The organism is Sphingobacterium corticis (assembly GCF_042684745.1).
GTDB lineage: Bacteria > Bacteroidota > Bacteroidia > Sphingobacteriales > Sphingobacteriaceae > Sphingobacterium > Sphingobacterium corticis.
The window spans coordinates 317,134-342,681 of record NZ_JBHUMA010000004.1 but is presented as its reverse complement, the minus strand read 5'-3'; the positions used below and the strand labels follow the sequence as shown (position 1 = coordinate 342,681).

Sequence of the window (25,548 nt, the reverse complement as noted above, 5' to 3'; positions counted from 1 at the left end):
TCGACTTATTCTTCTGTTAAAATTTTCCGTTTCCAAAATCGCCTTCTACAAATAGCTTTTGAAAGCCTGCGCCTGTAGCGATATTGATAATTAATTGAGCGTCCATGTGCTGCTTTAGCGCATGGATATATCCAGCCATGAAGGCGTCGCCACTTCCAATCCGATCTACCACATCTTCGGTTTCGTAAATGGCAGATAGCGTATCGATATCTCGACGGTGGTAGGTGCCGTAAAATAGATTGTGCTTTGGGTTGTCCATGAACCGAAATGTGTAAGCAACGTGTTGCACGTTTGGAAAGGAAGCAAATACTGCTTTTGCCGATTCTTTCGCCTCGCTATAGTATCTTTCCGAGGACGTTTGACGATCCAAATCATTGCTGACTGGCGTACCCAGCATTTTATTAGCCGCCCAAATATTGCCCATTAGTACATCACAATAAGCCACCAACTTTGGCATCACGTCAATCGGCTCCTGCCCGTATTGCCACAGCTTGCTTCGGTAATTTAAATCTACGGAAATGGTGATATTTCTTTTCTTCGCTTCGGCCAAAATGGGCTCTATCAATTCCGCAATATGCTCGTTCAGCGCTGGTGACAATGCCGTCCAGTGAAACCAATCGATATCGGCGAAAAGTTCATCGAAATCAATATCTTCGATGGCGAACTGACTGAAGCTAGAATATTTACGATCGTAAATCACTTCGCCTTGGCTCAGCCCGTTTGCAGATAGCAAGAGATAGCTACCGATGCGATCGCCAAACGTCATGCTTTTCTCGGTATCGACACCTAAAAGAGCCATTTCGTTTTTGATCTCCGAACTCAAAGCATTATCGGGAAATGCGCTACAATAAGCCACCGGAGTGCCCATTTGCGCCAATCCTGCCGCCACGTTAGCTTCGGATCCGCCGGGATAAACTTTCAACTGATTATGGCCTTTTCCTAATAATTGGCCGCCTGAGGCAGATTGCAGGCGGAGTAGAATTTCTCCAAAGCAAAGCACTTTATTCATAATAACCTAATGTACATTTTCTTTTTCATAGCTATCGAATATCTCCCGATAATTTCTCGCAAACGTTAGCGTAAGTAATTCTTTTAGGTGCGGACTTATTTTGATATAATTGGAACATTATAAACGCTAAGTAAACCAAATGAGCATATTGAATAAGTTTTCCCTGCGGGGTAAAGTTATTGTTGTAACCGGAGCGACAGGCATTCTCGGTAAAAGTTTTGTGATCGCGTTGGCGGAAGCTGGTGCGAGAGTAGCCATCGTAGGTAGAAATGCGGAGCGCGCAGCGGAGCGATTGGCTTCGATCGAATCGTTAGGCGGTGAAGCGATGGTAGTTGTCGCAGATGTGCTTAATGAAGAATCGATGAAAGATGCGCGCGATCTTATTTTGTCTAAATGGGGGAGCATCGATGGTTTAATAAACGCTGCCGGAGGTAACATTCCGGGAGCGACCATCGGTCCAGACCAAGATATATTTGCTTCAAACGTACAAGATACATTGAAAGCGATTGAATTAAATTTGTTTGGTACGATCGTGCCAACACACGTTTTCGGGAAAGTGATGGCCGATCAAGGTTCGGGAAGCATTATTAACATTGCCTCGCTATCATCCAGCCAAGCTATTACCCGCGTATTGGGATACACCGTAGCAAAAAATGGTGTGGTTGGTTTTACCAAATGGATGGCGTCTGAGTTGGCATTGCGATATGGCGATAAGCTGCGGGTAAATGCCATTGCGCCTGGTGTTTTCCTGACGGAACAAAACAGAACCTTATTGACGAATCCCGACGGCTCCTACACGGAAAGAGCACAGAAATTTGTCTGTGGCACGCCGTTTTCCCGATTAGGCGATCCGGAGGAACTTTGTGGAACTTTAGTGTACCTACTTAGCGATGCTGCGGCGTTTGTGAACGGGGAAACGGTTTATGTGGATGGTGGATTTAATGCTTGGTCGGGAGTCTAAAAATAAATAATTATGCAAAAATTTGAACAAACATGGCGATGGTATGGGCCGCAGGATCCCGTCAGCCTACAAGATGTGAAGCAAGCTGGAGCATCTGGCATTGTGACCGCGTTACACCATATTCCACATGGAGAAGTTTGGCCGATTGAGGATATTCAGGATAGAAAAAATATTATTGAATCCGCAGGATTAGTTTGGTCGGTCGTGGAAAGTGTTCCTGTGCATGAGGCGATCAAAACGCGAGCCGAAGATGCGGCGAAATACATTGACAACTATAAGCAGAGCTTACGTAACTTGGCACAATGCGGCATTAAGATCATCACTTATAATTTTATGCCTGTGCTAGATTGGACACGTACCAAATTAGATTTGGAAATGCCAAATGGCGCAAAAGCTTTATACTTCAATTGGATTGATCTAGCTGCGTTTGATTTGTTCGTGCTAAAACGCGAAGGCGGCGAGCAAGATTATCCGAAGGAAGTGGTAGAAGAAGCAAAAGCACGATTTGCTACATTCGGCGAAGCAGATATTCAGGAATTGAACCGTGTGATCTTAATGGGCATTCCAAGTGAAAAGGACATCACATTGGAAGATTTGCAGCGAAGCTTAATTACATATAGCTCGATTGGCAAGGCTGGTTTGCTGGATAATTTGCTTTGGTTTCTTCGAGAAATACAACCAATTTGTGAGGAATACGACGTGAAAATGGCGATTCATCCAGATGATCCACCGTATCCAATTTTAGGCTTACCGCGTATTGCTTCGGGCTTGGAAGATTATAAAAATATTATCGAAGGTGTGGATGCGAACTTCAACGGGGTTTGTTTTTGTACCGGTTCGTTGGGCGCAGGGCAGAAGAATGATGTTCCCGCTATTGCAGAAGCGATCAAACACCGTGTACATTTTGCGCATTTCAGAAATGTAAAAAAGGATACGATCGGCAATTTTTTTGAAGCTGATCATTTAGACGGTGATGTGGAGATGGCGCGTGTGCTTGATATTTTTATTGAGGAAAACCAGAAGCGCGATCAACCCATCCCATACCGTCCCGATCACGGACATCAAATGCTTGATGATCTTCATAAGCAAACAAATCCCGGGTATTCAGCGATTGGCCGATTACGTGGATTGGCGGAATTGCGCGGTTTGGAGGTTGGATTGATCTATTCAAAAACTACTTAAATCGGCCAGCCCTAAAGCCAAAATAAACCCTAAAAGATGATCAATAAACCAAAAGGAAACTACAGATGGGTAATATGTGCGTTGCTCTTTTTTGCAACGACCATAAACTATTTGGATAGGCAGGTATTGTCGCTGACGTGGAAAGATTTCATTGCTCCGGAATTTCACTGGACAAACAATGATTACGGGAATATTACGGCATTATTCTCCATTTTCTATGCGATAAGCATGTTGGTAGCTGGCCGTTTCGTAGATCTGATGGGTACGAAAAAAGGTTTTCTTTGGGCAATTGGTATTTGGTCAGTAGGTGCGATTTTGCATGCATTCTGTGGTATCGCAACATCCGGAATCGTAGCAGGAGAATGGTTTGTAGGATTCGAAGGCGCGAAAGAAGCCATTGCGCGGGTGCACGATTTCTCGCGCGTAGTGAACGTCAGCGTAGTGCTTTTTATCTTTTCTAGATTTGTGCTGGCGGTCGGGGAAGCCGGGAATTTTCCAGCGGCGATCAAAACGACAGCAGAGTACTTTCCGAAGAAAGATCGTGCGCTATCGACAAGTATTTTCAATGCTGGAACAACAGTTGGCGCATTAGCGGCACCCTTGACTATTCCTTATATCGCGGAACTTCTCGGATGGGAAATGTCGTTTATTGTGATCGGTGCGCTAGGTTTTATTTGGATGGGATTTTGGACGTTCATGTACGATCGTCCGGAAGTACATCCTAAAGTGAGTGCTGAAGAATTAGCTTACATTCAGCAAGACAATGTGCTCACCATTGATCAGGAAGAATCATTGCCGTTGGTCGAAGATGAAGCCATTTTAGAACAGAAAGTGACGATTACCAAATGTTTGACTTATCGTCAAACGTGGGCATTTGCGTTAGGTAAATTTATGACCGACGGCGTTTGGTGGTTTCTGTTATTTTGGATGCCAGCATATTTGAGCGCTGTTTACGGCATTAAATCTTCTGATTTCATCGGACAAATTGCTTTGTTCGTGTTGTATAGCATTACGATGCTGTCCATTATTGGCGGTTGGTTGCCGACTTATTTCGTAGAGAAGAAAGGACTGAACCCCTACGCTGGGCGCATGCGTGCTATGCTGATTTTTGCGTTTTTTCCGTTGGTGGTATTGTTTGCGCAGCCCTTGGGACATATTACCTTTTGGATTCCAATCATTCTAATTGGTATCGCAGCAGCAGCTCATCAATCTTGGTCGGCCAATTTATATTCTGTAGTCGGCGATATGTTTCCGAAGAAGGCGATTGCTACCGTGATTGGTATTGGCGGTTTAGCGGGTGGAATTGGCGCTTTTTTGATTAATAAATTATCAGGCGTGCTGTTCGATTACGCGGAGCGAAATTGGAGTGAAGTTAATGGTCAATCTTTGCTAGTAGCTTACCCACAATTCCAAGATTTGGAAAGTGAAAAGATTTTATTGGAACAGAGCGGCGTGGCTAACGTCGAAGAATTTTTGAAGCAATTGTCGGCTACTGGGGACGTGGTAACTAATGGAATCAATACAGGCTATATCATAATTTTCTCCTTTTGCGGCGTGGCCTATTTGGCTGCTTGGGTGGTGATGAAATTGCTAGTTCCTAAGATGAAGCAGGTAGAACTTTAGTTGATTTTCGCAATGCCATAATTGGAGCCAACGTTGTGATAGTCGGGTTAAGTTGATTCCTGTTTTTGCACTTAATCAGTTCAATCAATTTTTCGATACCCAATCGTCCCATTTCAATCGCTGGCTGAACAACGGTTGACAAGGATGGGTTCATCGCTTCTGCAGCTTCTGTGTTGGAGAAGCCAATCACGGCCACTTGATTAGGCACCTCTATTCCAAGGTCAGCTAAAACGGCCAAAGCAGTTACGGTCAACACATCCGTATTGCCCAGTAAACCGATTTTATCTGGCATCATCTGCAGTTTTTCTTTTAGAATTTGGCGTAGCTCATCGGCCATTTCTTGTTTCGATTGTTGGTAGTCGATTTCGACGATGTATTCTGATCGAAAGGGAATGTAATTTGCCAACAATGCTTTTTGATAGCCGGAAGTTCGCTTCTGCGTAACGCCCAAACCTTTGCCATTCAATACCAGTATATCACGTCGGCCGGAAGCGATCAAGTGCTCCGTCGCATCAAAAGCACCGCGCTCATTGTCCACGCCAATTTTATGTGTTTCTACGTCAAAATCAATGCGATCAATTAAAACGATCGGAACTTCTTCATTGATAGCGCGTAGGAAAGTCGGATCGCTATTTGCCGAAGGCGAAATGATAATTCCGTCGATCCGTTGGTCAATCAGCGAATGCAATAAATCTCGTTCGATTTCTTGATCTTCTCGACTTTGAATGAAAATAAGTTTGTAATCGTTTGCGTAAGCTGCTTGATGAGCGCCTTCCAATATTTGAGATTGAAACGGATTAGCTAGGTAGGGAATAATGACAGCGACCGTATTTGTCCTTCCGGTTTTTAAGCTTTTGCCAAACATATTAGGTCGATAACCCTCTTGTTTAGCTAGTTTCCGTACTTTTATCTTGGTCTCTTCGCTGATCTCATGACTATCATTAAGCGCTTTGGAAACCGAAGAAACCGATATGCCGAGCATCTTCGCCAACTGCTTTAACGTTATATTTGCCATGAGATAGAGTCTTCAGGATTAAGTTTACTTAACGCAAATCAACCATTTCAAAACCTTTATATTGATTTCTTTGAAATGTAAATGTGCTTTTCGGAATGCTTTGATTAACGTAAAGCGCTGTCACTGTATAAGTAAATTTTGATCCTGCTTTGTCATATACGCTGATATCGTGAATGTGATTATTCTTGTTAATTCGGATCTTCACTTTCGCGTAGCTCGACGATTGTTCAGTCGGCATAAGCTCAATGGATTTCAAGGATTGAGCACCCACACGCTCATCTGCCAGCGCCTTATAGCTATAGCCTTTGCGATAAAAACTAAATAAATTTTCTGGGCCGAGCGTTTCTGCGCTGTTATCTACTTCCGAAATTTGCACTTCCTTGTCGTCAGGTAAAATCGACCATACCGATTTTCCATCGCTGATAATTTCCTGCGCATCTAATTTGATTCGATATTGATTTCCGCCTTTGTCCAACTTTAATGATCCTGCATCCGCATAAGATTGCCCGTCAGTTTGTGTAGCTTCAAACTTAAAATCGGCCATAATTGTACGATAGCTATCATATTTCTTCGATACCTGATCCAACGTTGCTTTCGCTGCCGCATCTTTATTTTGCGCCGTCGCAGTGTAATTTACTAGTACAAAAACGAGTACCCATCCCAAAATCTTTCCTACGTTCTTCATTAACCGTTTCTTAAAGTTTCTAAATACTGCTCCAGCGAATATTCATCCGGATAGAGCACCTCACGCGCCTTGCTGCCTTCGAATGCGCCAACAATGCCGGCCGCTTCCAATTGATCAATAATTCGCCCAGCACGGTTGTAACCTAGTTTTAGCTTTCGCTGAATTAGTGAGGTTGATCCTTGCTGATGCATCACGATCAAACGTGCCGCATCTTCAAACAATGCATCCCGATCGGATAAATCAAAATCCGCTAAGCTGCTGCCTTCTCCGTTTTCATCCACATATTCTGGCAGCAAATGCGCCGATGGATAACCACGTTGCTCGCCGATGAAATCGGAAACCTGATCTACCTCCGGTGTGTCCACAAAAGCACACTGTATACGAATCAAATCGCTTCCTGTTGCTAACAACATATCACCTCGACCGATCAACTGATCAGCACCTCCGGAGTCCAAAATCGTTCTGGAATCCACTTTCGAAAGCACCCGAAACGCTAAACGTGCCGGGAAGTTTGCCTTGATCGTACCGGTGATGATGTTCACGGAAGGACGTTGAGTAGCTATCACTAAGTGAATACCGACCGCTCTGGCTAATTGCGCCAAACGCGCAATCGGTGTTTCCACTTCCTTACCTGCCGTCATCATCAAATCTGCAAACTCATCGACAATAAGTACGATGAATGGTAAGAATCGATGTCCCTCCTCAGGGTTTAATCGGCGGTTGATAAATTTGTGGTTATATTCTTTTAGGTTACGAACGTGTGCATTTTTCAATAGATCATAACGTTGATCCATTTCAATACATAATGAATTCAGGGTGTTGATTACCTTTTTCGTGTCCGTGATGATCGCATCATCCTCGCCCGGAAGTTTCGCCAAGAAATGGCGCTCGATCTTTTTAAACAACGACAACTCGACTTTCTTCGGATCGACCAAAACGAATTTTAGTTCTGCGGGATGACGTTTGTATAATAACGAAGTTAAGATCGCGTTGATACCAACGGATTTACCCTGCCCGGTCGCTCCGGCTACCAACAAGTGCGGCATTTTCGCTAAATCGGCAATGTAAACCTCGTTGGAAATCGTTTTACCTAATGCAATCGGCAAATCCATGTCCGTTTTTTGGAACTTTTCGGTGGCAATTACCGAACGCATAGAAACCATTTCCGGATTGCTATTTGGCACCTCAATACCAATCGTTCCTTTACCCGGCATCGGCGCAATAATACGAATCCCCAATGCGGCCAAACTTAACGCAATATCATCTTCCAAATTCTTGATTCGAGAAATACGAACGCCAGGTTTTGGGATGATTTCGTACAAGGTTACCGTCGGACCGATGGTTGCCTTGATATGTTCGATTTCGATACTGTAGTTACGCAGCGTATCTACAATCTTGTTTTTATTTGCTTCGAGTTCCTGCTGATTGATCGTAATTTTTCCGGAACCGTAATCTTTTAGTAAATCCAACGGTGGATGCTGATAACCGGATAAATCCAATTTCGGATCGTATTCCCCAAATTGCGCCACTAAATCATTTGCGCTGACAGCCTTCTCCTCCTTAACGGCTTCCACTTTCAACGCTAACGCGTCATCCTCGGTTTCTTCTTCGACTACTTCCTTGGATTCAGCTGTGGGCTCAACCGTTAGTGCAATCGCATCGCTGGATGCTGTGGCGGCAGCAGCTGTCGTTGTTGGTTCTGGCTCCGTGGCATTCACTAAATCAAAAGAAATACTGTTTTCATCCGCTGTAGGACGCATCGTGTTTGCACGTGGTTCCTCGTTCGTGGAAGCCGGAACAAGTTCTTTCTTCTCGAAAGCTTCCTCGGGAAGTATTTCTTCATTGCGCGGTCTCACTTGTTGCAGGCGTTCGCGCGGCTCAATGCGATTGTTATTAAAACTATTGCTTCCAGCAGGACGCGTTTCCGAAGAATCTTGATCGTCGGTTTCCAAATCATCATCCTCATCATAAAGTTGTTCTGCGCGTTGGCTACGGAACGAAATTTTTAAATCAAAGTTGTAAATGAGGATTAAAGCGGCCAAAAGCACAAAAAGTAGTATACCGCCAACGCCTGCTGTTCCGATCTGGAGTTTTAAAATCTGGTTCGTCCAATAACCAAATTTACCTTCTAAAATATGTGGGCTATCGGTTATGAAATCCTGTAGAAAACCCAATGTTAAGGATACAAAAACAATAGCGATGGCTGAGTACAACGTCGTTCTCCAAACCGGCAAGATGGCACGCAAATACAGCATACGATAACCGATCGTAAAGAGTATTAGAATGAATAGGAAAGATGCGACACCAAACCATTCAAAAATGAATTGATTCGCTAATAGTGCGCCGAACTTGCCCAGTTTATTTTCAATGACAGGAATCTCTAGATTCTCATCCATCAATTCTTCCGAACTATTAAAAAGCGTATTCCACCCGCCGTTCGTTACGTAAATATAACTTTGGTCGGCTTTCCAAGTAAATAGATAGGAGACAAACGCTACCGCAAATAACCCAGAGGTAATTAATAGAAAAAGACCGATTACCTTCATGACCTTTTGTTGGCCTTCGGTGAAATCTATTTTCCGAAACGATTTTTTTGGAGTTTGGGTGGAAGTTGTCGCGCTTTTTGCTCGTCGCGTTCCCACCGTATTGTTATTGCCACTTTTAAATGTATTTCCTCTTGCCATGTAAACGACACTTTATGCCTTCTACAAACTTACTAAAAATAGACAAGACTACCGTTTGACGAAGGACTCGAAATTGTATATTGTAGCACGAACTGCATAGCTTTCGTTTGCTTGTTGACTCGGTATCAGATCGAGTAGCTTAATGAAATATGGTCATGAAAAATTGGTTGTCCTTTTTGGTACTATTTAGCGGAATACTTTTCTCTTGTTCTAATGATGATTTGTTGTCGAACAATCAGCAAGATTTTGATCCGAATGGCATGGCTGTATTGGCGGTTTTCAATGGCGTTTTGGGATCCGATCAGATGGATGTTTTGCTGAACGGCGAGCGACAAAATAGCGGAACGGAAAATTTCCGTTATGGAGAAGTGCTGCGCCATCGCACGGTGTATCCGGGCAAACGAAAATTGCAAGTAAGCTGGCGAACAGGAAATCAAACCATTAAGCCGCCTGCGCTTGATGTGGATTTGTTGGCAGGTAAAAATTATTCTTTATTTCTAACGGCTGGAAATCCGATTACGCTTTCTTTGGTGGAGGATGATTTGTTGTTGCCAAAAGATGGACAATTCAAGTTGCGGTTTGCGAATACAGCGCCAAATGGATCAGCCGTTTCTTTAGGAACTAACGATGATATCAGTCGATTTTTTTCTGCGGTGGAAATCGGGAAAATGTCGACTTTTTCAACTTTTGAGATGGGAGAATTTGCCTTGCAGTTTAGCGGTTCGGGAAAAAGCCGAGCAAGTAAAACTTTTGATTTTAAACCTGTCAACCGTGGTGTTTACACCATTTGGCTGACAGGAAATTTGAATGCGTCTGAACAATCAAACGCCATATTTTCGGTAATTAAACATCCTTAGTTAGTCGTTCACGACAATAAGGTAGTAATTCTTTTTACCGCGTTGTGCGATTAAATATTTGTTGTCAATCAGTTGAGCGGAAGAAACGGATAATTCAATATCTATCATCTTTTCGCGATTGATCGAAACGCCACCACCTTGTAGCATTTTACGCGCTTCTCCTTTTGAAGGGAAAACCTGCGTATTCACCGCTAGCAAATCCAAAATGTTGATGCCATTTTCTAAATCCTGACGATTTAAATCGTACTGCGGAAGTCCTTCGAAAACTTCACGAACTTCTGTTTCGCTCAGCGACGAAAGGAAATCCAACGAGCCATTGTTGAACAAGAAATCCGATGTTTTAATAGCTGTTTGGTACGCTTCTTCCGAGTGCGTTCTAATGGTAATATCTTGCGCCAATGCTTTTTGAACAACGCGTAAATGCGGCGCTTGCTCATGTTCCGCGATGATTGCGTCGATTTCTTCTTTCGTTTTCAACGTAAAGATTTTAATCCAGCTTTTTGCATCATCGTCGGTCGCATTCAACCAAAACTGGTAGAATTTGTAAGGCGACGTTTTCTTCGCATCCAACCAAACTGCTCCAGATTCGGTCTTGCCGAACTTTTGTCCGTCCGATTTTTTGATCAATTGCGTGGTAAGTGCATACGCCGTTCCTTGATCCTGACGTCTGATCATTTCGCTTCCCGTCACAATGTTTCCCCACTGATCCGAACCGCCCATTTGGATTTTGCAGTTATGGTGCTTCCACAAATAGTAGAAATCGTAACCTTGAATCAACTGGTAAGTGAATTCCGTAAAAGAAAGACCGCTTTCTCCGTCCAAACGCTTCTTTACGGAATCTTTGGACATCATGTAATTGACCGTGATCAATTTTCCAACATCACGAATGAATTCCAAAAAGCCGAAATCTTTAAACCAATCGTAGTTGTTGACCATTTTGGCATCGGTTTCGCCTTCGCCAAATGTCATGAACTTCGCTAATTGTGTTTTCAGGCTATTTAAGTTGTGCTGCAACGTCGCTTCGTCGAGCAGATTGCGTTCCGCCGATTTGAAAGAAGGATCACCAATCATGCCGGTAGCACCACCAACCAATGCAACAGGTTTGTGTCCCGCGCTTTGGAAATGGATTAATGTCATGATTTGTGTCAAATGCCCAACGTGCAACGAATCTCCTGTTGGATCGAAACCGATATATCCGGCAACTTTCTCTTTATTCAACAAATCCTCGGTGCCCGGCATTATATCTTGAAGCATGCCTCTCCAGCGCAATTCTTCTACAAAATTCATATGTATATCATTTGTCTTTTAAAGGTCCTATGGAATGTCCAGATATTCATGCGTGATTGTATTCGGCAATCATGGACATTGCATATTCGAAACGTTTATTAAGATTGCAAAGATAAAACTTAAAGCGTATCTTACCATTATTTAATTCGGTAACACAAATCATAAATCCGTGAACTTTCTTTCCCACTTTTATTTCGAGCGTTATGCATCTGAGTCGGCTCGGGTGGTGGGGTGTTTACTGCCGGATTTATTGAAGAATGCCGACAAAGAATATGTCTTTCATCCGAATCGTTTCGAAGAACAGATTTTTGTGCATCCGATGATGGTGGAAATATACCAAGGTTGGTATCGCCACGTGGAAGTCGATAAAGTTTTTCACAGCAGCCCATTTTTTTTGGAACACAACCACGAGTTGAGAAAGCAACTTGATCCCATTGTTTCGCATTTGCCAATTCGAGCATCCTTTCTCGGGCACATCTCGCTTGAGCTGTTGTTAGATCATTTATTGATCGAGTACAAAATGGTTAATGTGAATCGTTTTTACGAACATTTAGAACATGTCAATCGGTCGATTTTGAAACGGTTTTTAGAAATTATTGGTTTGCAAGATACGACCAAGTTCTTCCATTTCTACGATCAGTTTTTGAGTTGGAAATACGTGCATGAGTATGCCGATTTATCTCGGCTTTCAGTTCCGCTGTTCAATATCTGCAAGCGTGTTTGGCACTTTGATGTGGAAACTCCGGATCATTTAGCGTTGACGGAAGCATTACGAAGCTACACGGAGAATCATCTTCCGGATTTTCGAGACATATTCAAATTCGTCAATGATCGATTAACCATAGGTCAATAATTTGATCGCTCCAATTATCTGGCACGCAGTACCCAAGTTACCTCTTCGTAGTGACCAGAGTCAGTTATTGTCTGTGTTAAGCTCAGTTCTCGCTTGCGGAGAGCATATCGAAATCCACTAATATTTCCGTTGAAATCAAGATATAGAGAATCACCACTGGTTCTGAAAATGCCGGGCCCATTGTGGCTATCTACGGATTGATCGGCATGAAACTTATAAAATCGCTGATAATCGTCATCATCATAAGAATAGGAAGATCTTTTTGGAGAGCTATTCGGATCGCCCGGGTTTTCGTTATAAACACGATCTTGTCGTTGGAAGTCCCAACGTCGATATAATGCATCCACATCGGTGTCATTCTTTTCGCAGGCGAGAACGATTAGTGGGAGGAGGATGTAGAATGTACGAGGAAGTTTCATGAACCGTTTTATGTATTAAACTCCGTTTTTGTTAAGTTTGTTGTTTAAGTAAGCTAAACAACCTCGAAATCATTTTAAAAAAGAACGTTTTATGCCGATCAAATTTAAAAAACCGAACACCGTATTTCTTTGGCTTGCTGTAGGATATAATCTCGCCATGATCGTCGATGCAGCTATGGAAGAAAAATGGGCTAGAATGACCTTGTCGATAGTCGCTTCAATTGGATTCGGGTATCTGGTTTATCGCGCGGAACAAGAACGTCGGGCGAGGAATTCTTAGCCAGTAAAACTACATTAGCTAAGGCGTCTGTCATGCAATGTATCTTGCTGTATTTCGGACTTCGCTGAATTTTATTCCTGATTTAACCGATAATTTTTAGACATTTGTAGTCGATTGAAGATAATTAAAAGCAACTTCTTTAAGCTGACTAACACATTGTTCTATGAGTAAAAACAAGCTTTTCCGTAAGAAAAGTATTGATCAAATTCTGCTTGACTCCCAAAAAGGTGGTTCCGGTTTGGCTCGCGTGCTTGGCGTGCGCGATTTAGTTTCATTAGGAATCGCTGCGATCGTTGGTGCCGGAATATTTAGTACCATCGGTTTGGCGAGTTACAATGGTGGTCCTGCTATTTCTTTATTGTTTCTTTTCGTTGCATTCGCCTGCGTTTTTACCGCTTTATCCTACGCTCAATTTGCGAGTGCAGTTCCGGTTTCTGGAAGTGCTTATACGTATGCTTATGTGTCGTTCGGGGAGTTATTTGCATGGATCATTGGTTGGGCGCTCGTGCTGGAATATGCCGTTTCTAATATGGTGGTGGCTATTTCCTGGTCGCAATATTTTGTTTCCATGCTCGAAGGATTTGGACTCATAGTTCCCAAATGGCTGACGATGGCGCCGGCTTACGCGCTGGATGCTTATGAAAAAATGCAGTTAGTAGGAATCGATAATTTGGAAGGAATTGAGCGTGTTGCTTTGCAAGCTTACGAAACAGCTCCGCGAATCGGAGGGATTCCAATTATTTTCGACTTGCCTGCCGGATTGATAACCGCATTTGTTACTTGGTTGGTTTATATCGGGATCAAAGAATCACGACGTGCCAGCAATTTTATGGTGATGGTTAAGATCGGTGTGATTCTAGCTGTTATATTCGGAGGAATTTTCTTCGTGAAGCCTGAGAATTGGTCGCCATTCGCGCCTAACGGGATGGAAGGCGTGTTAAGCGGCGTCGCTGCCGTGTTCTTCGCATTTATTGGGTTTGATTCTATTTCTACAACAGCTGAAGAAAGTAAAAATCCGCAGCGCGATTTGCCCAGAGCGATGATTTATTGCCTACTAATTTGCGCTGTGTTGTACGTATGTATCACGTTGGTGCTTACGGGAATGGTAAATTATAGTGCATTGAATGTGAAAGATCCCTTGGCATACGTATTTTCCTATGTAGGTTTCGATCACATGGCAGGCATTGTGTCTGTTACTTCTGTAATCGCCATTACCAGCGCATTGTTGGTTTTCCAGTTGGCACAACCACGTATTTGGATGACGATGAGCCGCGATGGCTTATTGTGGAAGAAGTTTGCAACCATTCATCCGAAATACAAGACACCATCTTTTGCCACGATAGTCACTGGATTAGTGGTAGCCGTTCCGGCATTATTTTTCAAGATGGATTTCTTTGTAGACTTAACCAGCGTAGGCACATTCTTCGCATTTATCATGGTTTGTGGTGGCGTTTTGTATATGGATCATGCCGGATTGTCGTCTAAGGCGAAGTTCCGTGTGCCGTATATCAATGGTAAATACATCGTGGGAATAGGCTTTTTTGTCGGCTTATTTTTGGTATACAAATACGGTGCGCCGTTAGTTGCCCTTTCGAATGGAGAAGTTGGAAACGCACTATTGCACAATTCGCTTATTTTCATCTTTTGGGCAACATGGTTCGTTTTAAGTATTATGAGTTTTCGGTTTAATTTTTCTTTGTTGCCGGTGATCGGAATTCTGATTAATCTGTACCTGATGAGCGAACTAGGAGCAAGTAATTGGATCATATTCGTCATTTGGTTATTAATCGGTTTAGCGGTTTACTTCGCATACGGATATCGACACTCTAAATTAAATAATTCGCCAATTGAAGATCCGACGGAAGCGCCGTAAAAAGCTTATTCAAGTGCTTTAAACGCAGTTTTTGTCATTGCCAACGTAAAGTGTCGTTAAAAATTGTTAACGACCTTAAAAAAAGTCCAATCTACTGAACAAAATGTCACTTTAAAAGTTATCTTTGTATAGAAGTAGGTTGGATTTTCTACATGCTTCTAAAGGTAACCGAAGGTTTTATGAAATTTTATTCGAACAAGGCATAATGAAAATGAGGTTAAAGTACATGCGAACATGGCTTTACATGAGTGCTATTGCACTGATGACCTCCATTCATACGTCTTACGCGTCCGAAACCTTCTCCTTCCATTCTTCGTCTGATACATCACTAAGTTCGCTTTCTAATCATCAACTCGCATTTGTTGCAACACGTGCGCAAAAACCGCAAACTTCGGCGATTTTGGAGATAAACGATAAGGCGATTACTAATGTGAAGGTGTTTTTTAATCCCGTTGCGGAGCAAGTTGCGGTTTCTTTCAAACTTTCTAAACTGAGCCATGTTTCTATCCGAGTAATGGATGCATTAGGGAATGAAGTCATGGGTTTGATGAACGGTGAGTTGGACGGTGGTGTGCAAAGCTTAAGCTTTGATACGAACGGTAAACTTGCTGCAGGATTTTATTTCGTGCGCGTAACATGTGGTTCGGAAACAATCATCAAACGTATCTCCATACGATAACTCAAAATAACACATACAGCCCCTTTTTAACCTTCCAACAATCTGTACAGAAACTATTTTCTGTAAGAGCGCTGTGCAAAATTATACGCATAGCTCCGGAAAATTATGATATTTTTGTAATTGAAAAACAGCAGATATTGATATAATTGTTTTATGAAGAGACAATCTAAAAACAGCAAGCTTACCGCTGACGATATAAAAAGATACACCAGCCTTTTTTGGAAGGCAATTATCGGATTCGTTCTTTTTGCGATCTTATTTATGGTTAGCGTTCGTATCGGTGTCTTTGGTCGCCTTCCTTCTTTCGAAGATTTGGAGAATCCAAACAGTAACCTCGCGTCGGAAATTATTACCGAAGATAACAAGGTTTTAGGTACGTATTACGTGCACAATCGATCGAATGTCAAGTTTAGCGAGCTTTCGCCAGCTTTGGTACATGCGTTAGTGTCTACAGAAGATAAGCGATTCTACCAACATTCTGGGATTGATTATTCACGCACAATTAGCGTCATTTTCCACACATTAGCCGGAAGTAAACAGGGGGGAAGTACAATTACGCAGCAGTTGGCATTGAATCTTTTCTCAGAACGCAGGGAGAAAAACTTCCTGAAACGCGTAATGCAGAAATTTCAGGAATGGATTACCGCTGTTCGCCTCGAGCGTAACTACACGAAAGACGAAATCATCATGATGTATTTCAATACGGTAGATTTCGGTGCTTATAACACATTTGGTATTAAATCGGCAGCTCGCACATATTTCAATACTACACCCGATCAATTGACTGCACCTCAGGCCGCATTATTAGTTGGAATGCTGAAAGGTCCGGGTATTTATTCTCCGGTAAGATATCCGGAAAATGCTATCAACAGAAGAAACTTGGTAATGCATAATATGGTAGAGCAAGGTTTCTTAAGTCGAAATGATTACGAAGATTTCAAAAAGGAACCATTGGATTTGCAATTGCGTATTTCCAGCTATTCGGAAGGAATCGGGCCATATTTTAGGGCGGTATTGAAAGAACAAATTCGTCAAGAATTCAAACGCTTATCGATCACCAAGCCGGACGGTACGCCGTACGATTTGGATCGTGATGGTTTGCGCGTTTACACGCCAATTAACTATCAGATGCAGCAATATGCAGAAGAAGCACAGAAGGAGTGGATGAGCAAATTGCAAAGCGAGTTTAGCAAGGAATGGCGCCGCCGCGATGCATTTAAGGGGGAGAATGCCAAGATTTTGGCGCGTGGTATGAAGCGCTCCGATCGTTACCGTATGCTGAAGGACGAAGGCTTGTCGGAAAGCGACATTGCGAAAGAATTTGAAAAGCCAGTGCCTATGACTTTGTTTTCATGGAGTGGAAATTTGGATACGGTAATGACGCCTTTGGATTCCATTCGTTACACAAAGTTGATTTTGCGTAATGCGATGATGTCTATGGAACCGAAAACTGGACATATTAAAGCTTGGGTAGGAGGTATCAACTTCGAACATTTTAAGTATGACCAAGTAAAATTAGGTACACGTCAGGTTGGTTCGACGGCTAAACCATTTGTATATGCTTGCGCCATCGATAATGGATATACACCGTGCAATACCATTCCAAATCGTCAGCAGAATATTGGTGGTTGGAGCCCGCGCGGAGAGATCCGTGGAGGAGATCCGATAACATTGAAAAATGCGGTTAAGTTTTCGCAGAATCAGGCTTCCGCTTATTTGATTAACGAAATCGGTGCGGATAACGTAGCTTCGTTTACGCGCAAAATGGGAGTTACTTCGGATATACCAAATAATTTATCTATCGCATTAGGATCTTATGATGCGTCGATTTTCGACATGGTGGGTGCATACTCTGCCTTTGTGAACCATGGAACTTGGGTGGAGCCAACGATGATACTTCGTGTCGAGGATAAGAATGGTGCGCCAATTTATGAGAAAGCACCGAAAGTGGTGAAAGCAATTAACAGCGAAACCGCTTATGCGATGGTCGATATTTTGAAAGGCGTTGTCGATGGTGGTACCGGTAGTCGTTTACGTTGGGATCCGGATTTTGGAGGTTTGAAAAACCCAATTGGCGGTAAAACGGGTACAACGAATAATAACGCGGATGCTTGGTTTATGGGAATTACACCGGAATTGGTAACAGGTGTTTGGACAGGTGCGGAAGATCGTGGAATTAGTTTCAGTAGTACAGCGTTGGGACAAGGTGCACGTTCAGCGATGCCGGTCTTTGGAAAGTTTATGCGTAAGGTCTATGCCGATAAAGCACTTAATTATTCGCAAGAAGATTTTCCATTGCCGCCAGGCGGAATCACGCGGTTCGAAATCGATTGTGCTCGACATACAGAGTTCTTTGGAGTTCCCGAAGAAACACCATTGCAGGACGATCGATTAGGGTTTTAGGGAGGTGAAGTGTTTGATTATAAGCAGGAATTAACGCGTATACCGCATAAGCCGGGTGTTTATCAATATTTTGATAAAGAGGAACAGCTTATTTATGTGGGGAAAGCCAAAGATCTGCGCAATCGGGTTGGTTCGTACTTCAATAGTCCGCATCAGCTCAATGGCAAAACCCGCGTACTTGTCCGAAAAATAAATCGGATTGCATTTACTATCGTAGATACAGAAATTGATGCTTGGTTGTTGGAAAATAGCCTGATCAAGAAGCATCAGCCTCGCTATAATGTCATGCTCAAGGATGATAAAACATATCCTTGGATTGTCATTAAGCAAGAGCGTTTCCCGCGTATTTATTGGACCCGACGCTACATCAAAGATGGCTCACGCTACTACGGCCCGTATGCGTCGGTCGGCATGATGCATATTGTTCTGGACACAATTCGCGAATTATTTCCGTTACGGACATGCAATCTCAATCTTTCCAAAGAAAATGTCGAGAAAGGGAAGTTCAAAGTTTGCTTAGAATACCAAATAGGAAACTGTAAAGGTCCGTGCGAAGATTATCAATCCGAAGAATCCTACAATCAAAATTTAGCGAATATCAAAGATATTCTAAATGGAAAGATCGGGATTGTAAACAGTCGATTGAAAGAGCAGATGCAGGACGCTGTAGCCCAAATGGATTTTGAGTTGGCGCACAACCTAAAATTGAAGCTCGACAAACTAGGTAATTATCAAAGTAAATCAACGGTTGTGAGTTCATCCATCACGAATGTGGATGTGTTTAGCATAGCTTCGGAAGATAGTTATGCCTTCGTTAACTTTCTGAAAATCGTGAACGGGGTAATTATTCAGACCCAAACGCTGGAAATGAAAAAGCGATTGGATGAGTCGGATGAGGAACTTTTGGCATTGGCTATCCCAGAAATTCGTTCGAGATTTAAAAGCGTTTCTCGCGAAATTATTGTGCCGTTTGAGTTGGATATTCAGGAAGATGAACATTTTCATTTCTTAGTTCCGAAAGCCGGCGATAAGCGAAAGTTGCTGGATTTATCCCTAAAAAATGTCGCTTATTTCAAAAAGGAGCGATTGAATCAATATGAAAAGCTTAATCCGGAATTGAAAACCGAACGTATTCTTTCGCAGATGCAAAAGGATTTGCGTATGAATGTGCTGCCACAACATATTGAATGTTTCGATAACTCCAATATTCAGGGAAATTATCCCGTTTCGGCGATCGTGGTTTTCAAAGACGCGAAGCCTTCCAAGAAAGATTATCGACATTTCAACGTGAAAACGGTAGAAGGTCCGAATGATTTTGCCACCATGGAAGAGGCGGTGTTTCGTCGTTACCGACGGTTGTTGGACGAAGACCAGCCGCTGCCACAATTGATTATTATCGATGGCGGTAAAGGGCAATTAGGAGCTGCTTTGAGAAGCCTGCGTTTACTCGGGATTGATAAGCAATTAACCGTGATTGGTATTGCTAAGCGTTTGGAGGAATTGTATTATCCCGGTGATCAATATCCATTGTATCTAGATAAGAAATCTGAAACGTTGAAGATTATTCAGCATCTGCGAGATGAAGCGCACCGTTTCGGTATAACCTTTCACCGCAATCAACGCAGTCGGAAAACGTTTGTATCCGAATTGGAAAACATTCCGGGCATTGGAAAAACAACAGTTGAAAAGCTGTTGAAAACGTTTAAGTCCGCCAAGAAAACGCGCGAAGCAAGTGATGAAGAGCTTTCTCAATTGCTCAACAAAAAACAGTTGTTGGCTTTTCGAAATTACTTCGCGGAAGCAGAAAATTAGTGATGAAATTTTTGTCTTTGCGAGCCCGAGGAACGAGTGGTGAAGCAATCTCAAAGAAACTTCTTCACAAATCAACCGCTTAATCTACAAAAATCCCAGCTCAAGCTTAGCTTCTTCGGACATCATGTCCCTATTCCAAGGTGGATCGAAAGTTAATTCTACTACTGCGTTTTCCACGCCATCGACATCGGCTACTTTACGTTGCACTTCGTCCATAATATCGCCTGCAACCGGACATCCTGGAGCTGTTAGCGTCATTACAATCTTTGCCGTTTTATCTTCTTTGGTAATAATCTCATACACCAAACCCAAATCCACAATATTTGCGGGTTTCAATTCCGGATCATAGATCGTTTCCAAAACTTCGCGGATGCGAGGCGCTATGCCCAGAGCATCCATGATAATGATTTGATTCATATCTAAATGATGTGTTTTTTAATGGTCATCTGAAATATTTATATAATATCTCATAATCCAAATTTACGCATTTGTGGAAGAAACTTGATCATATACGTGTTGTAATATGGTCATGATATGCTGTTCGCTGTAATGCTCAAGCGCAAAAGTTTTCGCTTTTTTAGCTATTGCGGAGCGATGGGTCGATGAGTCATTTTCCATTTGATCGAGCGCTGCGACAATGGATGAAGCTTGAGTCGGATCAAATGTGTAGCCCGTTTCGTTATCGATGATCACATCTGCAATCGCGCCGAGTTTACTTGCGACGATCGGTGTCCTCACCATCATAGCTTCAATAACGGTCAACGGCGCTCCACCTTCGTAGCAAAGAGAAGGGACGATCAGCGCTTTGCATCCACGCATTTCTTGGTAAACCTCTTCTTTTGTCAAGGAACCCAAATAAGCAAAGTTTGTGTTTTGACTTACTAAACGATCAACATCCTGTTGCAATGGTCCGGCGCCCGCAATTTTCAAGGTATGTGAGGTATTTGCCAAAGCTTGCATCAGTTCCAAAATTCCTTTTTCGGCAGAAAGACGACCGACGTACAAAAAATCATCCGATCGTTCTGTAACAGGTTCATCAAACGCTTGAATCTTGACAAAATTTGGCTTTACAAGTATTTTATCGGGATTTATTTCCAAGGAACTGCTTTCAATCAGGTGTTTTGAGAAATCCGCTAAAACTAAATATCGACTCACATATTGCCACGTGCCCAGCTTCCGATGCAACCAATAACTGATTGCCGTCCAAGCAGTTTTAAATAAGGAATTATCCAACACTTTCTGTCGAATAGCATACCAAGGAAAGCTAGCTTTTATGCTTTTCGTGAAAAGTTGTCCGCGGTGAAATAAGGTTGCCGAAGGACAAAGTAAACGGAAATTATGAAGCGACATGACCACCGGAATACCTGCATTTTTTGCAATTCGGATCAATATTGGGCCGCAAGCATATTGCGTATTGTGGATATGAATAATATCCGGCCGGAAAGTACGAATATGCTTTTTTAGCTTGTTAGCTGCGAAAATATTCCAAGGCGACCAAAGAAATTGCCATGCTCCGCGCCAACCTTTTTTATTCCGGAACGTTAAAGTTTGCACATCATACCCGCGGATTTCGGACAAAGCAGTAGATTCCTGTTGGAAAACAACATCTTCTCCGCCAGCATCCTGGTAATAGTTATGAACGATGAGTATACGCATGGCGATAGTCAAAAGTACTTATTTTTGTATATTCGTCATATTTTCTTTCGCATGCTAACACAATCGACATACAGCAATCAAATTTCTGCCGCTATTGAGCAAGCTCAATTTCCGCTCAACCCTCCAAAACTATACGATCCGATTCGTTATATTCTTGGTTTATCCGGGAAACGTGTTCGTCCGCTACTGGTCATGTTAGGTGCAGATTTGTTTGCATGTGCTGATATGGAATCGACCATTCCGGCTGCCTTAGCTGTAGAATATTTCCATAACTTTTCACTAATTCACGACGATATTATGGATGAAGCACCGCTTCGTCGAGGTTCGATGACCGTTCATAAGAAATGGAGTGAAAACGTGGCGATTCTTTCCGGAGATGCTTTGCTAGTAAAAGCCTATGAGGAAATTGCTCGATGCGCGCCAACGAAAATTCCAGCTTTGCTCCGGGTATTTAACAAAATGGCTTTGGAAGTTTGCGAAGGTCAGCAGATCGATATGGATTTTGAAACGCAGGAGCAAGTGAATCAAGAAGCGTATATCGCCATGATCCGGGCAAAGACCTCGGTCTTGCTAGGTGGAGCATTGCAAATGGGAGCGATATTGGCGGATGCTACCTCGGAGGAGCAAAAGCTAATTTATGATTTTGGTGTTAATCTCGGTATTGCATTTCAGTTACAAGATGATATTTTGGATGTTTACGGGAATCCAGAAAATTTCGGTAAACAAGTCGGCGGAGACATTCTGTGCGATAAGAAGACCATTTTACGTTTGCATTTGCAACAATTGGCGAACAATGCCGACCGAGAATTATTATCAAGTTTGATCGAAGAGAAAAATGCTGATCGCAAAATTCAGATAACCAAAGAATTGTATGCGAAGTATGGCGTTCGCGAGATTGCTGATAACTTAAAAGTGCATTATTCGGACGAAGCTTATAAATCTTTGGAAGCCATTTCGGTGGCGGATACCCAAAAGGCAGCTTTGTTGAATTTGGCGAAAAATCTGATGGTTCGGACCTATTAATGTATTAGGATTAGTGTAAATAATTACCTAATTTGTCTACTTGACGGCCAGCGTGTCGATTGTTTTAATACTATGGAGCAAATTAAAGTTACCGTATTTCAGGCATACCTATTTTGGGAAAACGTAGAAAAGAATTTACAGAATTTGTCCTTACGTTTGTCGGCTTTACGGGAAAAGACGGATTTAATCATTCTGCCAGAAATGTTCAATACGGGATTTACGATGAACGTGGAACAATGCGCTGAGACGATGTCCGGACCGACGATGCATTGGATGTTTGATCTTTCCAAGAAGTTCGACTGTGTGGTCGCAGGTTCGTTGATTATTGAGGAGGAAGGGAAGTATTTCAATCGTTTCGTTTGGATGTCGCCTGATGGCACATTTGTGCATTACGACAAGCGCCATTTATTTGGCATGGCCAAAGAGGATGAATTATTCTCGCCAGGAACATCACGCGTTGTGCTAAACATTAAAGGATGGCGAATTTGTCCGATGGTTTGTTATGATTTGCGTTTCCCGGTTTGGTCACGTAACGAAAATAACGCTTACGATTTATTGGTTTACACCGCGAATTGGCCTGATAAGCGTTCTGCACATTGGCGAGCTTTGATTCCGGCACGCGCCATAGAAAATCAAGCTTTTGTTATTGGCGTGAACCGCGTTGGTCACGATGGTAATGAAGTGTATTACTCGGGCGGTTCAATGTGTATTTCTCCTGCTGGCGATGTGGTTTACTACAAGCCGGAAGATGAGGATCTTTACACGTTTACTTTGAACCCGAAGGATCTTATTGAAACGCGCGAAAAGTTACCTTTCTTAAAAGATCAGGATAAGTTTACGATCCTGTAGCATCTCAATCTTGCGATTGATTTGAGATAGAAAATAAATTGATTTCTAGTATTTGTAAGGGCGCTCTAGAATAGCCGCTTGGATAATTGCTTCGCGTAAATCAAATTTCGTTTGGTTTCCGGACGTTTCCAACTCATCTTCAACAGCCACGACCTCAATTTTTCTGTCCAACAAACGTTGTTCACGTTGCTTGCGTGCACGCGTAACCTCATTAGGTTCACGATTTGTAAGTGCATTTTCTTCTATAATCGTCGTCGCTGGCCGACGATCAGATAGTTTTGTTGGTTGCGGTCTGCCCAACTTTCTATCGTAAGAAGGTGCTGGTTTTGATACAGTTGGTTGAGCAACGCGGCGTTTCGCAGATTGTGCATCCGAACGATTCGGTTTTGGAATCACAACCGTGGCAGGAGAAGGCTTTCTATTGGGCATTCCGTGTTGCCTTTTACGTACTTTCTCCATTTCTTCTTGATAGTTCGTGTAGATCTTGTAGATCAAACCACCAACAACGAGTAATACAGGTATGATACTTTCCATGTTGTTCGTTTGCTTTTAAGTCAGCCGATTCATAAATGATAATTGATTTGCTGATAGCTTAAATATACGAAAAATCATCTGATTCCAAGATGCAAAAAATAACCCCCTGCATTCTTCCGAATACAAGGGGTCGCTTTGTTTGTGTTTGTTGTTTTCTTTATTCAAAAATCTCCGGCTCGAATCCGCTACGATTATTGACCAATTTGCCGGTATTGCGGAAATAGATTTCCTGAAAGCTTAATGTTGTTTGATTGTCGACCTTGCGAAAGAACTTATCGGCGCTAACGTCTTCCAATGTTTTGAAACCACAGGCTTCCATAATTTCAACAGTAGCGCGCAATGTGTTGCGATGAAACTGACCCACACGAACATATTTGTCTTCCACATCCAAACCTTTGTACAAGTGCGGACGTTGCGTGGCAACACCTACCGGACAAACATCCTCGTTACATTTCAATGCTTGGATGCATCCTAACGCAAACATCATTCCGCGAGCGCTGTAACAAGCATCCGCGCCTAAGGCAACCGCTTTAAGAATGTCGAATCCGGTGACAATACGACTGGAAACAATCAGTTTGATGTGTTTTTTCAATCCAAAACGGATTAATGTTGTCGTGATAAATGCGAGGGCATCGTATAATGGCATCCCCAAGTTGTCTGTGAACTCCAAAGGCGCAGCTCCCGTTCCACCTTCAGAACCGTCGATTGAAATGAAGTCGGGAAAAATCTGCGTTTGTTGCATCGCATGGCAGATGTCGATAAATTCTTGTTTATCACCCACACAAAGTTTGAAACCAACCGGCTTGCCATCCGAAAGATCGCGCAATTGCTGTACGAATTCCATCAAACCTTCTGCTGTAGAAAACGCGTTATGTGCTGGTGGCGACATTACATCTGTTCCCGGCACGACGTGACGAATTGCGGCTACTTCCGGCGTATTTTTAGCTGCCGGTAAAATACCACCATGCCCCGGTTTCGCACCTTGAGATAATTTAACCTCAATCATTTTGACATAAGGCTTGGTCGCTTTCTCACGGAAAAGATCTGCGCTGAATTTTCCTAGATCATCGCGACAGCCGAAATAACCTGTTCCAATTTGCCAAATCAAATCGCCACCATTAATGTGGTACTGACTGATTCCTCCTTCTCCTGTATTATGTGCAAAGTTTTGCAACGCAGCTCCTTTGTTCAACGCAGTGATCGCTGTTCGGCTCAACGCGCCATAACTCATCGCCGAGATGTTGTAAACGCTTAAGCTATAAGGTTGTTTGCATTGAAAATTCCCAACCATCGTGCGTAAATCGTGATCCTCAATATGAACCGGAAATACGGAATGCGCAGCCCATTCGTTGCCAATGGTTTGTGGATCGGTTTGCATACCAAAAGCAACCGTTTCACGTTCGTTTTTCGCCCTTTGATAAACAATTGAACGCTGTCTACGATTAAACGGGCGACCATCTGTATCGGATTCCCAAAAATATTGGCGAAGTTCCGGACGGATGGATTCGAATACATAGCGAAAATAACCCACTAGCGGATAGTTCCTTAATATAGCGTGGCTCGTTTGGAAACTATGATACAATGCTATAATTAATAATGGAACCGGAATAATTAACAACCAAAACCAACTGTGGGTGAAAATAAGACCGAACGAAAGAATGATCAAATTAATGATGATAATCGTTCCTAAGATTAAATTTCTGACACGCATAATTACGTATAAGTTTATGAAATTGTATTTATCTCTACTCGCATGGTGACGTTTTCTGCTTACTGCATCAAATCACCAATGCACATGCAAAATTAGAAAGTTCACATAGCATTTTGAAGAAAAATATGTTCCGCCGAAAGTTTTATTCGTTTG

At 42.6% G+C, this 25,548-nt stretch carries 22 protein-coding genes; 12 read left to right on the top strand and 10 right to left on the bottom strand.

Annotation, left to right across the window (positions count from 1 at the left end; all coding sequences use genetic code 11):
* Positions 1-16: 16 nt before the first annotated feature.
* Positions 17-1,009 carry a PfkB family carbohydrate kinase gene (locus ACFSQ3_RS02695; RefSeq protein WP_380867259.1) on the bottom strand — a complete coding sequence of 331 codons (993 nt, stop codon included), beginning with the start codon at positions 1,007-1,009 and terminating at the stop codon, positions 17-19.
* Positions 1,010-1,148: 139 nt separating this feature from the next.
* Between ACFSQ3_RS02695 and ACFSQ3_RS02690 the strand changes: the two genes are divergently transcribed.
* Genes ACFSQ3_RS02690 through ACFSQ3_RS02680 form a run of 3 tightly spaced genes read left to right on the top strand, consistent with a single transcriptional unit; the run spans position 1,149 to position 4,775 of the window.
* Positions 1,149-1,970: an SDR family oxidoreductase gene (locus ACFSQ3_RS02690; protein WP_380867257.1), complete on the top strand. Its 822-nt coding sequence runs from the start codon at positions 1,149-1,151 to the stop codon at positions 1,968-1,970.
* 12 nt (positions 1,971-1,982) lie between these two features.
* Positions 1,983-3,152, top strand: coding sequence for a mannonate dehydratase (gene uxuA, locus ACFSQ3_RS02685; RefSeq protein WP_380867256.1), 1,170 nt, complete (start codon positions 1,983-1,985; stop codon positions 3,150-3,152).
* Between the two features lie 36 nt (positions 3,153-3,188).
* On the top strand, positions 3,189-4,775 hold the full coding sequence (locus tag ACFSQ3_RS02680; protein ID WP_380867255.1) for an MFS transporter: 1,587 nt from the start codon (positions 3,189-3,191) through the stop codon (positions 4,773-4,775).
* On the opposite strand, the gene ACFSQ3_RS02675 is transcribed toward ACFSQ3_RS02680, so the two are convergent.
* From ACFSQ3_RS02675 to ACFSQ3_RS02665, 3 genes are read right to left on the bottom strand one after another with little or no spacing between them, the layout of a single operon-like run.
* Positions 4,750-5,790 carry a LacI family DNA-binding transcriptional regulator gene (locus ACFSQ3_RS02675; RefSeq protein ID WP_380867253.1) on the bottom strand — a complete coding sequence of 347 codons (1,041 nt, stop codon included), beginning with the start codon at positions 5,788-5,790 and terminating at the stop codon, positions 4,750-4,752. The genes ACFSQ3_RS02680 and ACFSQ3_RS02675 overlap by 26 nt on opposite strands.
* A gap of 28 nt (positions 5,791-5,818) precedes the next feature.
* Entirely contained in the window at positions 5,819-6,475 is a 657-nt protein-coding gene (locus tag ACFSQ3_RS02670; protein WP_380867252.1) for a LolA family protein, read from the bottom strand.
* On the bottom strand, positions 6,475-9,159 hold the full coding sequence (locus ACFSQ3_RS02665; protein WP_380867250.1) for an FtsK/SpoIIIE family DNA translocase: 2,685 nt from the start codon (positions 9,157-9,159) through the stop codon (positions 6,475-6,477). The genes ACFSQ3_RS02670 and ACFSQ3_RS02665 overlap by 1 nt, the downstream gene beginning before the upstream one ends.
* 155 nt (positions 9,160-9,314) lie before the next feature.
* Between ACFSQ3_RS02665 and ACFSQ3_RS02660 the strand changes: the two genes are divergently transcribed.
* On the top strand, positions 9,315-10,016 hold the full coding sequence (locus ACFSQ3_RS02660) for a DUF4397 domain-containing protein (RefSeq protein WP_380867248.1): 702 nt from the start codon (positions 9,315-9,317) through the stop codon (positions 10,014-10,016).
* Here the strand turns inward: ACFSQ3_RS02660 and tyrS are convergent, their stop codons facing one another.
* A complete protein-coding gene (tyrS, locus tag ACFSQ3_RS02655) occupies positions 10,017-11,303 on the bottom strand; it encodes a tyrosine--tRNA ligase (protein WP_380867246.1) in 1,287 nt (428 codons plus the stop codon). It lies immediately after the preceding gene.
* Positions 11,304-11,472: 169 nt separating this feature from the next.
* On the opposite strand from tyrS, the gene ACFSQ3_RS02650 reads away from it, so the two are divergent.
* Positions 11,473-12,156 carry a hypothetical protein gene (locus ACFSQ3_RS02650; RefSeq protein ID WP_380867245.1) on the top strand — a complete coding sequence of 228 codons (684 nt, stop codon included), beginning with the start codon at positions 11,473-11,475 and terminating at the stop codon, positions 12,154-12,156.
* A 14-nt stretch (positions 12,157-12,170) separates the two neighbouring features.
* Here the strand turns inward: ACFSQ3_RS02650 and ACFSQ3_RS02645 are convergent, their stop codons facing one another.
* Complete coding sequence (locus ACFSQ3_RS02645; RefSeq protein WP_380867243.1) at positions 12,171-12,575, bottom strand: hypothetical protein; 405 nt, start codon at positions 12,573-12,575, stop codon at positions 12,171-12,173.
* 91 nt (positions 12,576-12,666) lie between these two features.
* On the opposite strand from ACFSQ3_RS02645, the gene ACFSQ3_RS02640 reads away from it, so the two are divergent.
* The 5 genes from ACFSQ3_RS02640 to uvrC all read left to right on the top strand — a co-directional run bounded on the left by ACFSQ3_RS02640 (position 12,667) and on the right by uvrC (position 19,622).
* Entirely contained in the window at positions 12,667-12,855 is a 189-nt protein-coding gene (locus ACFSQ3_RS02640) for a hypothetical protein (protein ID WP_380867241.1), read from the top strand.
* Positions 12,856-13,018: 163 nt separating this feature from the next.
* Positions 13,019-14,728 (top strand): amino acid permease, encoded by a 1,710-nt coding sequence (locus tag ACFSQ3_RS02635; RefSeq protein ID WP_380867239.1) that lies wholly within the window; start codon positions 13,019-13,021, stop codon positions 14,726-14,728.
* 244 nt (positions 14,729-14,972) lie between these two features.
* A complete protein-coding gene (locus tag ACFSQ3_RS02630) occupies positions 14,973-15,407 on the top strand; it encodes a T9SS type A sorting domain-containing protein (RefSeq protein ID WP_380867237.1) in 435 nt (144 codons plus the stop codon).
* A 153-nt stretch (positions 15,408-15,560) separates the two neighbouring features.
* Positions 15,561-17,810, top strand: coding sequence for a penicillin-binding protein 1A (locus ACFSQ3_RS02625; protein ID WP_380867235.1), 2,250 nt, complete (start codon positions 15,561-15,563; stop codon positions 17,808-17,810).
* Positions 17,811-17,819: 9 nt separating this feature from the next.
* Positions 17,820-19,622: an excinuclease ABC subunit UvrC gene (gene uvrC / locus ACFSQ3_RS02620; RefSeq protein WP_380867233.1), complete on the top strand. Its 1,803-nt coding sequence runs from the start codon at positions 17,820-17,822 to the stop codon at positions 19,620-19,622.
* An 84-nt stretch (positions 19,623-19,706) separates the two neighbouring features.
* On the opposite strand, the gene ACFSQ3_RS02615 is transcribed toward uvrC, so the two are convergent.
* On the bottom strand, positions 19,707-20,039 hold the full coding sequence (locus ACFSQ3_RS02615) for a metal-sulfur cluster assembly factor (RefSeq protein ID WP_449329213.1): 333 nt from the start codon (positions 20,037-20,039) through the stop codon (positions 19,707-19,709).
* Positions 20,040-20,102: 63 nt separating this feature from the next.
* Positions 20,103-21,278: a glycosyltransferase family 4 protein gene (locus ACFSQ3_RS02610; protein WP_380867232.1), complete on the bottom strand. Its 1,176-nt coding sequence runs from the start codon at positions 21,276-21,278 to the stop codon at positions 20,103-20,105.
* On the opposite strand from ACFSQ3_RS02610, the gene ACFSQ3_RS02605 reads away from it, so the two are divergent.
* Together ACFSQ3_RS02605 and ACFSQ3_RS02600 are read left to right on the top strand one after the other, a co-directional pair.
* Complete coding sequence (locus ACFSQ3_RS02605; protein WP_380867231.1) at positions 21,258-22,301, top strand: polyprenyl synthetase family protein; 1,044 nt, start codon at positions 21,258-21,260, stop codon at positions 22,299-22,301. The two genes, ACFSQ3_RS02610 and ACFSQ3_RS02605, sit on opposite strands and share 21 nt — an antisense overlap.
* A 72-nt stretch (positions 22,302-22,373) precedes the next feature.
* Entirely contained in the window at positions 22,374-23,150 is a 777-nt protein-coding gene (locus ACFSQ3_RS02600) for an amidohydrolase (protein ID WP_380867230.1), read from the top strand.
* 45 nt (positions 23,151-23,195) lie between these two features.
* Here ACFSQ3_RS02600 and ACFSQ3_RS02595 read toward each other — a convergent pair whose 3' ends face one another.
* Positions 23,196-23,684: a hypothetical protein gene (locus ACFSQ3_RS02595; protein WP_380867228.1), complete on the bottom strand. Its 489-nt coding sequence runs from the start codon at positions 23,682-23,684 to the stop codon at positions 23,196-23,198.
* A 157-nt stretch (positions 23,685-23,841) separates the two neighbouring features.
* The gene (locus ACFSQ3_RS02590; RefSeq protein WP_380867226.1) at positions 23,842-25,395 is read right to left on the bottom strand and encodes an FMN-binding glutamate synthase family protein; all 1,554 of its coding nucleotides are present in this window, start codon (positions 25,393-25,395) and stop codon (positions 23,842-23,844) included.
* Positions 25,396-25,548 lie beyond the last annotated feature (153 nt).